Below are 14,769 nucleotides of genomic sequence, written 5' to 3'. Positions count from 1 at the left end.
ACGTCAGCCCGGTGAATGATGCCCCAGAATTCCGCTCCGGAAGTGATGTTGCTGGCGATGATGCCAATGACGATAGTTACAATTTTGGCAGTATCAATGAAGGAGCTACCGCAGGAACAGTTGTAGGCACAGTGGTTGCAGATGATCCTGACAGTGGTGATAGGCTAACTTATAGTTTTGCGGGTGGCTCTCTCACCGATGGTGTATTTACGATTGATGCCGATTCTGGCGAGATAACGCTTAATAAAGAGATCGATGATGCAGATCTAGGATCTTTTACTCTAAATGTTGTTGTAACTGATACTACTGGATTAACAGATACTGCAACTGTAGCAATTGAGCTGGCAAATGTTAATGAACCTCCGATTGCTACAGATGACTACTTTGGAGTTGGACTAAGTGGTTCTTATTACAGCTACAACGATAGTACTGATGGCGGCAACTTATCTTCTGTAACACAGGTTAGAAATTTCATTAATAACAATGAAGCCAATGCAACCTTCTTTGCTACGACCCTAAATTATGCTTGGGGTAATGGAAACTTAGGTACAGGTAATAGTCTGCAACAATTCTTGGGTGATGACGCTACAAGCTTAAGCAATGATCCAGGGAATAGCTCTGATGCCATCTTACACATGGAAGGTTCTGTTCAATTAGATGCTGGAACCTACGGCTTAAAAGTAACTGCAGATGACGGTTATTCTGTAATGATTGATGGTGTTGTCGTAGCTGAAGTATCAAGAAACCAATCTTCTAGTACTCGAGTACCCGGCGATGACGGGCATATCTACTTTGATATCGATGAATCTGGCGCTCACTCAATAGAAGTTATTTATTGGGATCAAGGTGGTGCTTATCAACTAAATATCGAATTGGGCGAATTTGATAGTAATAATCAACAAATTGGTGATTACACTCCGCTTGGAGATCAGATAATTGCCAATGGTGTTGCCGTATTTGAGGATACGCCATTCACCTTCACTGCTGATTCAATTCTTGCCAATGATACCGATCCTGATGGTGATATACTGTCAATCATAGCTGTAGGCAATCCACAAAATGGTACGGTAGAGCTAGATATTGAAGGCAATGTTGTATTTACACCCGACGCAGGTTTTACCGGCTCAGCTAGCTACGAATATACCGTCCAAGATGCTGATGGCCTGACTGATACGGCTACTGTTTATTTTGATGTCATGCCAACACGTGATTACGACTACATGGGCGGTACTGATGGTGACAATATTATTCAAGGTTCAGATGACCATGAGATTATTGTCAGTGATACCAGTGGCTTACAAATTGTTCAAGGTGAAAATTATAATTTAGCCTTTATTCTCGATTCCTCTGGAAGTATGGGCGTAACTGCTGTTGATAATGCAAAAACACAATTAATCGAAGTATTTAAAGTGTTATTAGCGTCAGCATCCGGTCAGCACTCTGGTGTTGTAAATGTAGCCGTTATTGACTTCTCAGGTTCTGCAACTCTTAGCCTATCTTTCAACATAAAAGATCTTGATATAGCTGCTCTAGAAAACAATACAAGTGAGGCATGGAAAGCTATTACAAGTGGAGGGAGCACCAACTACATAGATGCGTTTAGCACAACTAAAGATTGGTTTAATAGCAGCGATATATTAGCCAACCCAGGAAACAATGTTACCTACTTTATCACTGATGGAAAACATAACACTGGCGGCAGTCCAAGCTCGGCATTTGATTTACTAAATGGAGTCTCAGAAGTCGAAGCTGTAGGGATAAAAAACTCTATTAAAGAAAATGATATCAAGGATTATGATAGTGACGGTAATGTGAGGTTTAAAGTTGATGTAAACGATTTAGCCGACATTATTTTAGGTAATGAAACCGCATTAGAGCCAGGGAATGACAAAGCGTTTGGCGATGCAGGCAATGACATTTTGTTCGGAGATCTCGTTCAGTTCACTGACGGTTCAACTACAGTTCAAGGTCTATCAGCACTTAAGGCTATTGTAGCGAAAGAAAGCAATGTCGATGAGAACAGTCTCTCAATGCAAGATATCCATCAGTTCATTTCAGACAACCCTTCTGTTTTTGATACTGCAACCGACGCGGATGGCAATGACACACTCGAAGGTGGTGAAGGTAATGACACTCTCTTCGGTCAAGGAGGTAATGACATACTAATTGGCGGAATGGGAGAAGACACCTTAATCGGTGGTCTAGGCGATGACACGCTAACTGGTGGCACTGGAGCCGATACATTTATTTGGACTAAAAATTCAGTAGATAGCAACGACGACATAACAGATACCATTACAGATTTCGATCTTGCTGAAGATAAGCTTGATTTAAGTGACATTCTGCAAGGTGACTCGATAAGTGATTTAGCGCCTTTAATCAGCTTTAGTGTTAATGGCGGCTCTACCACAATCAATATTGATACCAATCAAGATGGTAACTTTGATCAACACATCACTCTAGATGGCATCAACTTAGAAACTGAATACGGTGGCTCTGAATCCGAAATAATATCTGGTTTATTAGGCAACAATGGCGACGGTCCACTTATTGTTGGTACTTCAACAGGTGATCCTGTTACCCAATCGGTCAATGGACCAGATCCACTGGACGATCCATTTAGTCCCGTTGGTTTTGATCATATACCTTAAACGAAAGAAGCAAATAATGGCCTGTGGCAAAACAGGCCGCTATGACCGATACTTCAATAATAATAGATAATAAAATCTTAAGGATAAGTACCTAAAGTGTCTGCTTCTGATCCTAATAGCACAGAGCAGTGGACGATTTCGGCCTCACAACGAGTCATTGTCGATCCTCTGTTAGACAGCTTAGTTCTGCTCACCGAGCATTTCGGTAGCCCCTGTTCCAGTGACTCATTGGCTGCAGGCCTGCCAATGCAAGGTAACGTATTAACGCCTGAGCTATTACCGCAGGCAGCAAATAGAGCTGGACTTGCAGCCAAGTTATCTCGCAAAGGTTTAGACGAAATATCGGCGATTATGTTGCCGTGTATTTTGCTACTTAAAGATAAGAAAGCCTGTTTACTTCGCGAACTTGATATAGAAAAAGACCGTGCTGTTATCCAATTACCAGAAACGGGTGGCAAAGAAACCCTATCCATTGAAGATCTAGAAGCACTGTATGTCGGCTATCTATTTTTAGTTAAGCAAGAATACCGCGGAGACATGGGCCTAGATGTTCATCTGCATGACAGTAAAGTTCACTGGTTATGGCAAACCGTAAAAGACTCTGCACCAATTTATCGAGACGCACTTATCGCGTCAGTGCTAGTTAACTTATTTGCTTTAGTATCACCACTATTTATCATGAATGTGTACGATAAAGTGGTTCCCAACCTAGCATTTGACTCATTATGGGTATTGGCGATTGGTGCTGGTATCGCTTACATCTTTGACTTAATTATGCGCCAATTGAGAAGCTACTTAATTGATGTGGCAGGCAAAAAAGTCGACATCATAGTCTCTTCTCGACTATTCGCAAAAGCAATTGGTATCCCTTTAGAAAAACGCTCGCCTAGCGTTGGTGGTATGGCTAAGCAGCTTGGCGAGTTTGACAGTATTCGCGACATACTAACTTCGGCGACCATAACTACTCTAGTTGACTTACCCTTTGCGTTATTCTTCCTGACCATCATCTATATCGTTGCAGGTGATCTCGCAATTATTCCGCTATTAGGTAGCATAATTATTATTACTTACACATTGATTATGCAGCCAAAGCTTAAGGCTGCCATTGATGAAAGTAATAAGTTTTCAGGACTTAAACACGGCCATCTTATTGAATCATTAGCTTCAATTGAGTCAATTAAATCTAGTGGAGCTGAAGGACTCGTACAAAAAAGCTGGCAGCAGATGATAGGCCACACTGCAAATTGGCAGCTTAAATGTAAAAAAATCACAACATCGGTGACTAATGTGGCCACTTTTGTGGTGCAAACTTCAGTGATTTTTGTTGTGATTTTAGGCGTCTACCGTGTATCGGAAAATGAAATTTCTATGGGTGGAATTATCGCAGCGGTGATCTTATCTAGCCGTGCGATTTCACCGATGGCACAGCTAGCAGGCTTAATGACTCGCGGGAACCAAACCGCGAGTGCACTACGACAACTTGATGAATTAATGACTCAAGAAGATGAGTTTGAAAACAAAGGCCACTTAGTCAGTCGCCAGCGCCTTTTAGGCCAAATTAGTGCGCATCATGTAGGTTTTAGTTATTCCGGTTCTGAGCGTCCAATTCTGCATCCATTATCGATGAATATTGATCCCGGAGAGCGAATAGCAATTATTGGACGCAATGGTTCAGGTAAAAGCACACTAGCAAAACTTCTCGTTGGGTTGTTTCAACCTACTAAAGGTAGCCTGACTTATGACGGCCTAGATTCTGCACAGATCCACCCAAGCGATCTAAGGCGGAACTTTGGTTATTTGCCGCAAGATATCACCCTATTCCACGGCACAATCCGTGACAATATTCTATTTGGGACCCGCCAAGTTACCGAACACCAGCTCATTAGGGCTGTTCAATTGTCTGGCGTTAATCTGTTTACCAATTTAGAAACCGAAGGTCTAGATCAACAAGTTGGTGAGGGTGGTCGTGAGCTATCTCGTGGTCAACGACAAACGATTGCCCTTGCTCGCGCGACACTAAATGACCCTCCGGTTTTATTAATGGATGAACCAACGGCAAGTTTAGATGCTCGTGCAGAAAAGCAATTTATCAATGCGATGCACAACGTCAGCAAGGATAGAACTTTGCTGCTTATCACTCACAAGATGCATCTTCTTAATCTAGTTGACCGAATTATTGTGCTCGATAGAGGCCATATTGTGGCTGACGGCCCTAAAGCTGAAGTGCTTAAAAAGCTCAATGATGGCTTATTAGCTGGAGCGGCGAAAAAATGAGTAAACATCTAACAACCCATGACTTAGAAATGGTCGATGACGTTTATGGCGCAATGATGACCGATGCACCAGCTAGTCATAGGTTAACCATTTGGGCATTAGCTGCGCTAGCCATTACCTTTGTTCTTTGGGCTTACTTTGCAGAACTCGATCAAGTAACAACCGGAATGGGAAAAGTCATCCCCTCCTCTCAAGTGCAAGTCATTCAAAGTTTGGATGGTGGTATTTTACAAGATATGTATGTGCAAGAGGGTTTGATTGTCACTAAAGGTCAGCCATTAGCTCGAATTGACGCTACACGATTTCAGTCTGACTTTGCTCAACAAGAGCAAGAGGTTAATAGCTTGCTTGCCAATGTTATTCGACTGCAAACCGAACTCAATAGCATCACTATTTCTGGCATCAGTAATGATTGGCGAGAACAGGTAAAAATCTCTCCTCAGACACTAATCTTTCCGGCAAGTCTTGAAGACAGCGAGCCAGAGCTAACTCGACGTCAACGTGAAGAATACGTTGGTAGACTCGACAACCTTAGTAATCAGCTTGAAATCCAAGCTAGGCAGATCCAACAGCGAAATCAAGAGATCCAAGAACTCGCGTCTAAGATTAAAACCTTAACAACTAGCTTTCAACTGGTCTCAAGAGAACTTGAACTTACTCGCCCGTTAGCACAAAAAGGTATTGTTCCTGAGGTTGAATTATTAAAACTACAGCGCGTAGTTAACGATATTCAAGGAGAGTTAGCCTCACTTCGCTTGCTCCGCCCTAAAGTCAAATCAACCATGGATGAAGCCATTTTAAAACGTCGTGAATCAGTATTAATTTATGCAGCCGACAGCCGAGCCCAGCTCAATGAAATGCAAACCAAGCTATCACGCATGAACGAAGCTCAAGTAGGCGCACAAGATAAAGTAAGCAAGGCGGAAATTGTCTCACCGGTTAACGGAACGGTTAAAACAGTTCATATTAATACCCTAGGCGGTGTAGTCCAGCCAGGGGTGGATATTATTGAAATCGTCCCATCTGAAGACAAATTATTGATTGAAACCAAAATCATTCCTAAGGATATCGCCTTCTTACACCCAGGGTTACCAGCTGTAGTAAAAGTTACCGCTTATGACTTCACTCGCTATGGAGGTCTTAATGGCACGGTCGAGCATATCAGTGCCGATACTAGCCAAGATGAAGAGGGTAACAGTTTTTATATCGTAAAAGTTAGAACTGAATTTTCTAGCTTAACCAAGGACGACGGCACTGAAATGCCAATCATACCAGGGATGTTAACCTCCGTTGATGTGATTACAGGGCAAAGATCCGTTTTAGAGTACATACTTAATCCAATATTACGGGCAAAAGACACCGCGCTCAGAGAGCGCTAGTCCCGAAAACGACCAGGAGGGGTAAACATGGGTAGTAGCAAAATACGGCAGCTCAAACGAAGTGCACTAGCACTGACTGTTGGTGCACTGATGATGCCGGCATCTGCTTATAGCCAAACACTAGAGCAAGCCGTTGCACATACTTTGGATACTAATCCAGAAATTAGGATTGCATTTAACCGCTTCAAAGCACGTGAAGAGCAAGTCAACCAAGCAGTTGCAGGCTATATGCCAACGGTTGATATTAGTGCGGGTTATGGTTGGGAACAAACCAATAGCCCCTCCACTCGCCGCCGTGTCGTCAACGGTGTTGGCCAAGGTGAAGTCGACGATGATGGCGTAATCGAGCTTGAACGTGGTGAAGCTGGGTTTAGTATTAAACAAATGCTATTTGACGGCTTCTATACCAGCAGTGAAGTGGATAGATATAGTTTTGAAGCCAGTGCAGAGCAGTGGGCACTATTTGCCGCAGCTGAAGATATGGCCTTAGATGTCGTCAATGTGTATATCAACTACATCCGTAGTGAACAAGTACTCACGTTGGCGGAAAAGAACCTTGAAAGCCATAAAGATATCTATGAGCAAATCAAACAGCGGACAGATTCAGGTTTAGGATCGACTGCAGATTTATCGCAAATAACAGGTCGTTTAGCACGGGCCAATGCAAACGTTATTTCAGCACGTAACAATTTTTATGATGCTAAATCGCAGTTTGTCCGCATAGTAGAGCAACAACCTGAAGATATGATTGTGCCAGTTCCTGATGCCGATATGCTGCCAGCTGATCTTGGGACCAGCATTATTATGGCTCAAGAGAATCATCCGATCCTCAAGTCAGCAGCAAGTGATATCAATGCTGCGAAAAATGAAAGAGATTCCGCTCAATCAAATTATTACCCTAAAGTTACCTTAGAGCTTGATGGTAACTGGAATAATAATCTTGATGGTGAAGATGGAATTTCTGGTAGTGGAACATTTCAACGTGATGTAGGCGGTCATAATAATGACCTCGTCGCTATGGTGCGAATGAAGTACAACTTATTTGCCGGTGGCCGCGATCTCGCACGAGAAAAGGAAGCAGCCTACAAAGTTGGCGAAGCCAAAGAGATCCGCCAAAGAGCACATAGACAAGTAGTAGAAGGTGCAAATTTAGCTTGGAATGCTTACGAGCTACTTACGCCACAAAAAATGTATATCCGTGATCATGTTATTGCAGCAAAAGACACTCAAGTTGCCTATAGCCAGCAATTTAACTTAGGCCAACGTACATTACTGGATTTACTTGATACTGAAAATGAGCTGTTTGAAGCCAGAAAAGATTATTTAGAATCTGAATATGATGAGATTATTGCTCAATACAGAGTACTCAATGCAACTGGGCAATTACTTAATTCATTACGCGTAACTAGACCTGACGTTTGGCAAGGCGAAAGAGACTATGAAGGAGGAGTCCCACAATGAAAATCTTATTAATTCTATTAGGTATCATCACACTGGGTGGCTGCTCAATGCGTGACATAGCCACAATGGATGAACCTACGGTACAAGTTAACGATCTTAGCGATATCGATCATGACGGTGTTATCGTTGCTAGAGAGCGTTGTAATGAAACAGCTTTAGGTGCAACTATCGACAATTATGGTTGTGGTAAAATTAAACCGATTAATGAGCGTCAAGAGCTTAAAATTCTGTTCGCGAATGACTCTTACTATATCGACCCTATGTATTACTCTCAGGTAGAGGTCATTGCTGTATTTATGAAAGAGTTCCCAAATACAGATGCCGTCATTGAAGGACATTGTAGTAAAACGGGTAGCCATGAGCATAATCAGGTTTTATCGCAAAACCGTGCTAATGCCGTCAGTTCTTTACTATCAGAGCGTTTTGGTATTGATTCAAATAGGCTCAGTGCTATAGGTTATAGCTTCGATCGCCCAATTGACCCGACTCATACCGCTGCAGCTCACAAGGTAAACCGTAGGGTGATTGCAGAATTAACCGGAGACGATACCACTGCTGATATGAAGTGGCACATCTATACGGTAGACGAAGAAGTTAAATAGGAGTTTTAATAGAGCATCATGGTTGGCAGGCTTTATCCATTAAAAAAATTAAAAAAAGTCTGCCAATTCAAATTGACGGTGTTAACTCTGTCTGTCTTTTGTCTTTATGCTGCTCCGGTAAAAAAACTCGATTCAGCCCTAATAACCCAAACAATTGAGTCACAGTATGGTGAACGTGCGGGTAAAAGAATTAGGGCTTGGTTTAAAATTTTAGATGAAGCGAAGGATTTGCAAGATAGCGATAAAATTCTAATGGTTAATAATTTTTTTAACCTATTTCATTTTGTCGACGATATAAAACTTTGGGGAAATAAAAATTACTGGGCAACGCCCATGGAGTTTATAGGCGTTAGTGGTGGCGACTGCGAAGACTTTTCAATTGCCAAATACTTTACCCTACTCCAGCTTGGCGTTTCAGAAGACAAGTTAAGAATTACTATGGTTAAAGCAACCAGTGTAAATCAATACCATATGGTACTTGCCTATTATGAAACACCAGCCTCTATCCCTCTAGTTTTAGATAATCTTGATAAACAAATAAAGCCCGCGACTCAAAGAACCGATCTGTTGCCTGTTTATAGCTTTAACGGTCGACAATTGTGGTTAAACAAAGAAAAAGGACGCGGTGTGTTAGCAGGCTCCTCGTCTAAATTAGCGAAATGGAATGACCTAAAAGATCGCTTGGGTGTAGAGCGACTTAATCAACCCAAGATAAAACTGGAGTAGTTAACAAGATGACACTGTTTCGACAGATATACACACTACTGTTTGCGCTATTTTTACTGGTGGTTGCAAGTTTGGGTTATGTTCAGTTTACTGAAACTCAAAACTTCCTCACAAAGCAGATGGAGTCTGATCTCAATAATACCAGTCACTCTTTAGGGATTATGCTGGTTCCTGATCTCGAAGCCGGAGACATTGTTGGCGCCGAAACCCTGATAAATGTCATTTTTGAAGGTGGCTATTATCAACAAGTAAAGCTCACCTGGCTCGTCGATGGCAAGCAGCAGGTTTGGCAAAATCCTGTAACTATTGAAGGTGTACCACAATGGTTTATCGACCTAGGTTTATTTAAAACCATCAAACGCGAAAGCACTATCACCTCTGGCTGGATCCAATTAGCACGTCTTGAAATCACCGCTCATCCAGGGTTTGGTTACCACGAGTTGTGGCGCACAATGACTAACGCGATTACCGTATTTTCAATTCTATTTCTTATCGCCATTATCTTTGCTCGCTTAGGCTTAACATGGATATTAAAACCTTTGCACGAAATAGCCGAGCACGCCAAAGAAGTTGCTAATCGAAAGTTTGGCCCAGACATGAAAGTGCCAAAAACTGTTGAGTTAAAATCAGTTGTTCTTGCTTTCAATAGCATGTCAGATCAGCTTAAGCAGATATTTAACTCTCTCGATGAAGAGGTCGGTGAATTAAGAAAGAAAAACTTAGTCGACCAAGTGTCTGGCCTGCCTAATCGCCAATATATGATGGGGCATTTAAACAGTTGGTTAAGCGAACCTAAAAGCGGTGCGCTTATGATGGCTAAGTTTGATTGGCTTGAAGAGGTTCATAGCAAATATGGTTATCAAGTGCGCGACGAAACCATAAAATTACTCGCAGATAAAATGCAACAACATTTAGATGGGGTAACAACATCTGTTATCGCAAGGATCTCAGCTTATGAATTTGCTTTTCTTGTCACTAATTCAGAACATGAGCAAACAAGTAAGTATCTGCAAACACTGATCCGTACTATCAATCAAGAAGTATCAAAAGCTGGCTGTAAGCCCAATGAGCACTTTGCTATCGGTATTGCCGAACGCACAGGGCAAATGTCGGTGACCGATATTCTCGCGCAAGCTGACAACGCTCTGCAGAAATCTATTCAAGATAATAATGTTTTCCACTGGTTTGAAAGCAATGAAAAACAATTGTTCACCAGAGAGCAATGGCGTGAACATTTAAGTACTGCAATAACTGACGGTGAGTTTAAATTTAAGTGGCAACCGATATTGCTTAACGGAGCTAACTCTATTTTACAAAGAGAGCTTTATTGTCAGTTATCTATTCACGGAAAAATGGTACAAGCAGGCCAGTTCATGCCATATGTCGAGTTGCTTTCACTGGGAACATTGCTAGATAAATGCCTCATTGAAAGTATTCATAACAAAAAGCTCCTCGAAAGAAACTTTGAGCCTATCGCTGTGAATTTGACCTTCCAAAGTATGGGCGATCCAGAATTCCACCAATGGTTAAACAAATTCTTGCGCTCATCACCGCTAAGAGAACGGATCTGTTTCGATATCCCTGAAGCGGCAGTTTATAGCGCACCAGAGTCCTGTGAGGCGCTCTGTGCTGTCATTAGAGACAACGGCTCCCATTTTGGTATCGACCATTTCGGTCGTCAGTTTGGTTCTATGTCGTATTTACAAAACCTACGCCCAAGCTACGTTAAACTTGATCAATCTTTCGCTTATTATGACGAAAGTGAGCACAGTAGCGAGCTTTGTCGAGCTCTAATAAATGTGGCTAAAGGCTTAGATATTGAAGTGATTGTGACGGGTATTGAAGAGAACGAGCAGCTAAAACGTTTTGTTCCATTAAAAACGAATGCCTATATGGGTTATATCTCACCGCCAACACCTGTGGAGTAACCGCAAACGGATAAAGGCCTCTCATTTCTCAAGAGGCTTTTTGAAAAGTATTCGCCATGGTTCCATAAAAAGAGAGGATTCGAATCCTTTGCCGGTTTTTAAATACAAAAAAGCGTTTCGATTACTCGAAAGGCTTCATGTAAAAGTGGTCGGCTATGGTTTCATAAAAGAGAGGATTCGAATCCTTTGCCGGTTTTTAAATACAAAAAAGCCTTTCGATTACTCGAAAGACTTAATGTAAAAGTGGTCGCATGACAAAAGAGTGAGGATTCAAGCTCTTTCCCAGCAAATATAAACGAAAAAAGCCTCTTGATTTCTCAAGAGGCTTTTCGAAAAGTGGTCGGCCATGGTTTCATAAAAAGAGAGGATTCGAATCCTTTGCCAATTTTTAGGTACAAAAAAGCCTCTAGATTTCTCTAGAGGCTTCATGTAAAAGTGGTCGGTGATAGAGGATTCGAACCTCTGACCCTCTGGTCCCAAACCAGATGCGCTACCGGGCTGCGCTAATCACCGAAAATCTTTTGTCTTACTTAACTTGCTAAATATCGAGTAAACTCGTTATTTATAAATGTGGTCGGTGATAGAGGATTCGAACCTCTGACCCTCTGGTCCCAAACCAGATGCGCTACCGGGCTGCGCTAATCACCGAAACAATTTAAAGCGTTAGGAAAATGGGGTGACTGATGGGGTTCGAACCCACGACAACCGGAATCACAATCCGGGACTCTACCAACTGAGCTACAATCACCACTGATATTTCCTACTAACAAGTCTCGTTTCCATTCTGGTGCACCCAGAAGGATTCGAACCCTCGGCCTCACCCTCCGGAGGGGTGCGCTCTATCCAGCTGAGCTATGGGTGCCTTGCCTTGTTAGCGGGGCATATATTAGGTCCAAATCGCCTCGCCGTCTACACTTGTTTTGCTTTTTTTACAGGTTTTATGTGCGTTCGCTCAAGATTTGAGTGATTTGTACATTATTTTGTCACTGCGCGTCAAAATAATGACTTGGATGGCACCTGTTTTCGTGTTATCAATAAGGATTAGTCCAAATCCTAATCAAATTAGAATAATAGCGATTGGCGGAACGGCATGTTTAGGGAAGAACCAACTCAGTCAAAATCAACACTGAGGCTACACAAAAGGATTTCTCGCTTAAAAGCGTTAGCGCTGAAATATAAACGAGCAGAAATTACTCAGAATGCTCTGTTAGATATTTCTAACTTTGCAGCAAGTGTAACCACGCCTCAAGAATTCTATTCATCATTGCATCAATCCATCAATGAACTGATCCCGGCTGACAATTTTTTTATCGCTACGCTCAACTCTACTAACGGTAAAATCGAAGTCCCTTTTTTTCTAGATGAAAAAGATTCTCACCCTAACGACTTTTACCCCGACGAAGACTTATCTGACACCTTATATAGTGGTCTAACCGGTTATGTGCTCAAGACAGAGCAGGCGCTGATCTGTAACGATGACACCTATCGTGAGCTAGTTGCATCTAAAGCGATTACGCTGAGAGGAAGTAGTTGCCATCAGTGGATTGGTACCCCTATCAAAAATGCTGATGCCACAATCGGTGTATTGGTGGTGCAAAGCTATAGCCCTAACATTGTCTATACTGAAGTTGAAATAGAGCTAATGAACTTTATTAGCCACCATATAGCAGGCGTTATCCAGCGTCTTGAAAATCAAGAACAGTTAGAGCATGCAATTGACACCCGCACTAAAGAGCTAAGTATTGCCTACAATAAACTTAAGCAAGAGGTCTACGAACGACGTCGCGCAGAGCGTTTGCAGAAATCCCTATTCGAAATAGCAGACTTAGCTAATGCCAATATCGACAGCCAGCAATTTTACACTGAGATTCATCGCGTCATTAGCCACTTGTTACCCGTTAATAACTGTTTTATTTCATTGTTAGATGAGCAAAAGAAAACGTTAACGTTCCCTTATTTCGTTTCTCAGTTTGACCAGCCTTCACCAAAGTCTCGCACACTAGGTGATGGCTTAACTGAATACATCCTTCTCAACCATAAACCAAGGTTACTTAATAAGCAGGATATTAACTCCCTTATCGACTCTGGCGAGCTTTATAGTATCAATCCAGAGCTTAATGATACCAAAGAGATCCATCAATGGATTGCTGTGCCGCTGTTTATCCACGGTAAGGTTTGTGGCGCATTGACTATTTACAGCTACAGCTTTAGCCAGAACTACCAAGAAAAAGACCTAGAGCTACTAACGTTTGTCTCGCAGCATATTGCTACCGCAATAGAAAAGAAACTCTCAGCAGAATCCCTTAAGCTTAGCTACGAGCAATTAGAAGATAAAGTTAATCAACGCACCCGAGCACTAGAAATTGTAAACAGTGATTTAGAGAAAGAAATTAACCAACGTAAACGCATTGAGCGCCAATTAGTTCATGATGCTAAGCATGATAATTTAACCGGCCTACCTAACCGTTCGATGTTTATGGAGCGACTCACTCAGGCAATTAAGCATGTACGCAGGCATACCCTAGAGCGATTTGCCGTACTCTTTATTGATATGGATAGGTTTAAGTTACTCAACGATACCTTAGGTCACTTAGAAGGTGACCGCTTTCTTATTGAAACCGCCAAACGACTAAATCTCTGTATTCGTAGTAATGACATGCTAGCTCGTTTAGGAGGGGATGAGTTTGTTATTTTGCTCGACTCAATTAGTGACTCTCAAGATGCTGAGGATGTTGCAGAAAGAGTATTAGCAGAGCTCTCACGCTCCTATCAATTGGTTAATCAGCAATTTAATTCCAGCGGTAGTATTGGGATTGCTATGAGCGGCCAAAGCCATTCTGATACTAGTGAGTCTATTTTACGAGATGCTGATACGGCCATGTATCAAGCAAAATCACAAGGCAAAGGCTGTTACGTAATATTTGACTATGCGGCTAACAAGCAGCAAATTACCGATATAAAACTCGAAAACGAGCTGAAAAACGCAATCAAAAATAAGCAGCTACAACTAAGCTACTTGCCTATTATGCAGCTCAACACCAGTGTGATAGTTGCATTTGAACCTAGGTTATTTTGGCACCATCCAACACTCGGAAAAATCAAGCAAGCACAGATCAATAATATTGCAGAGCATTGCAATATGGTGATTGAGTTGGATAACTACTTGCTAGATTTTGTTGATAGTCATTTCAGCTCTATGCAGAAAGAATATGGCAAGCAAGTACAGTTACAGGTTTCAGTATCAAGTCAGCACCTAAATCATAAATACGCAGTAAGAGCCCTTAAAAATAGGCTTAAACAGTGCCGGCTCGACAAGAGTAAGTTAACAGTGTTTTTTGATGAAAAAGCCTTTGTGCAAAATGCCAATAATCACATTAGTGCATTTGAGAGCCTAAAGCCTCTTAATATCAATCTTGGTATTGAAGCCTACGGTAGCGCACACAGTGCCATCAGTAGCTTAACTTTTTTACCAATTAACGCATTAAAACTGGATTCAAGCTACTGTGCTCATTTAGAAAACAGCCAACACCTTAAACTAGTTAAAGCTTACTTTAATGCTGCGCAAGCAATGGAGTTAACGGTATTTGCCGTTGGGGTAAACAACGATATGCAAAACCAAATACTTCAACAAGTCGGCTTTGAGTTTGGCCAAGGTATGTCATTAGGTAACGTGGTAGAAGTTACCGCACAGGCTGACTTAAGCCTGAGCAACAACCAGGTATGCGCATAAGCCAGCACTATCAATAAC

Annotated in this window: 8 protein-coding genes and 4 tRNA genes; 8 read left to right on the top strand and 4 right to left on the bottom strand. The window is 41.9% G+C overall.

Going from position 1 to position 14,769, the window contains the following annotated elements:
- The 7 genes from AB4298_RS21090 to AB4298_RS21060 all read left to right on the top strand — a co-directional run.
- The coding region (locus AB4298_RS21090) for an Ig-like domain-containing protein (protein WP_371988310.1) at positions 1–2,651 on the top strand (2,651 nt) is incomplete at its 5' end.
- 96 nt (positions 2,652–2,747) lie between these two features.
- On the top strand, positions 2,748–4,925 hold the full coding sequence (locus AB4298_RS21085; RefSeq protein ID WP_371988309.1) for a type I secretion system permease/ATPase: 2,178 nt from the start codon (positions 2,748–2,750) through the stop codon (positions 4,923–4,925).
- Positions 4,922–6,304 (top strand): HlyD family type I secretion periplasmic adaptor subunit, encoded by a 1,383-nt coding sequence (locus AB4298_RS21080; RefSeq protein WP_249000820.1) that lies wholly within the window; start codon positions 4,922–4,924, stop codon positions 6,302–6,304. The genes AB4298_RS21085 and AB4298_RS21080 overlap by 4 nt, the downstream gene beginning before the upstream one ends.
- 27 nt (positions 6,305–6,331) lie before the next feature.
- Positions 6,332–7,765, top strand: coding sequence for a TolC family outer membrane protein (locus tag AB4298_RS21075; RefSeq protein WP_249000819.1), 1,434 nt, complete (start codon positions 6,332–6,334; stop codon positions 7,763–7,765).
- Positions 7,762–8,367 (top strand): OmpA family protein, encoded by a 606-nt coding sequence (locus AB4298_RS21070; protein ID WP_249000818.1) that lies wholly within the window; start codon positions 7,762–7,764, stop codon positions 8,365–8,367. The genes AB4298_RS21075 and AB4298_RS21070 overlap by 4 nt, the downstream gene beginning before the upstream one ends.
- Before the next feature lie 18 nt (positions 8,368–8,385).
- Entirely contained in the window at positions 8,386–9,093 is a 708-nt protein-coding gene (locus tag AB4298_RS21065; RefSeq protein ID WP_249000817.1) for a transglutaminase-like cysteine peptidase, read from the top strand.
- A gap of 8 nt (positions 9,094–9,101) precedes the next feature.
- On the top strand, positions 9,102–11,021 hold the full coding sequence (locus tag AB4298_RS21060) for a bifunctional diguanylate cyclase/phosphodiesterase (protein WP_249000816.1): 1,920 nt from the start codon (positions 9,102–9,104) through the stop codon (positions 11,019–11,021).
- A 436-nt stretch (positions 11,022–11,457) separates the two neighbouring features.
- Here the strand turns inward: AB4298_RS21060 and AB4298_RS21055 are convergent.
- From AB4298_RS21055 to AB4298_RS21040, 4 genes are all read right to left on the bottom strand, one after another.
- Positions 11,458–11,534: transfer RNA gene (locus tag AB4298_RS21055), tRNA-Pro, on the bottom strand.
- Positions 11,535–11,592: 58 nt separating this feature from the next.
- Positions 11,593–11,669: transfer RNA gene (locus AB4298_RS21050), tRNA-Pro, on the bottom strand.
- Between the two features lie 24 nt (positions 11,670–11,693).
- A tRNA-His gene (locus AB4298_RS21045) sits at positions 11,694–11,769 on the bottom strand.
- Between the two features lie 37 nt (positions 11,770–11,806).
- Positions 11,807–11,883 (bottom strand) — tRNA-Arg (locus AB4298_RS21040).
- A gap of 228 nt (positions 11,884–12,111) precedes the next feature.
- On the opposite strand from AB4298_RS21040, the gene AB4298_RS21035 reads away from it, so the two are divergent.
- Positions 12,112–14,751, top strand: coding sequence for a sensor domain-containing diguanylate cyclase (locus AB4298_RS21035; protein ID WP_371988308.1), 2,640 nt, complete (start codon positions 12,112–12,114; stop codon positions 14,749–14,751).
- Positions 14,752–14,769: the final 18 nt, after the last annotated feature.

It is taken from the genome of Shewanella sp. 10N.261.52.F9 (assembly GCF_041471165.1).
GTDB lineage: Bacteria > Pseudomonadota > Gammaproteobacteria > Enterobacterales > Shewanellaceae > Shewanella > Shewanella marinintestina.
Note: the sequence above shows the minus strand (reverse complement) of the source record. Positions and strands in the feature narration are given on the sequence as shown.

Excerpts from the sequence above, each read along its gene's own strand:
- AB4298_RS21080 (WP_249000820.1), top strand. The coding sequence starts at position 4,922 with ATGAGTAAACATCTAACAACCCATGACTTAGAAATGGTCGATGACGTT.
- AB4298_RS21075 (WP_249000819.1), top strand. The coding sequence starts at position 6,332 with ATGGGTAGTAGCAAAATACGGCAGCTCAAACGAAGTGCACTAGCACTG.
- AB4298_RS21070 (WP_249000818.1), top strand. The coding sequence starts at position 7,762 with ATGAAAATCTTATTAATTCTATTAGGTATCATCACACTGGGTGGCTGC.
- AB4298_RS21065 (WP_249000817.1), top strand. The coding sequence starts at position 8,386 with ATGGTTGGCAGGCTTTATCCATTAAAAAAATTAAAAAAAGTCTGCCAA.
- AB4298_RS21060 (WP_249000816.1), top strand. The coding sequence starts at position 9,102 with ATGACACTGTTTCGACAGATATACACACTACTGTTTGCGCTATTTTTA.
- AB4298_RS21035 (WP_371988308.1), top strand. The coding sequence starts at position 12,112 with ATGTTTAGGGAAGAACCAACTCAGTCAAAATCAACACTGAGGCTACAC.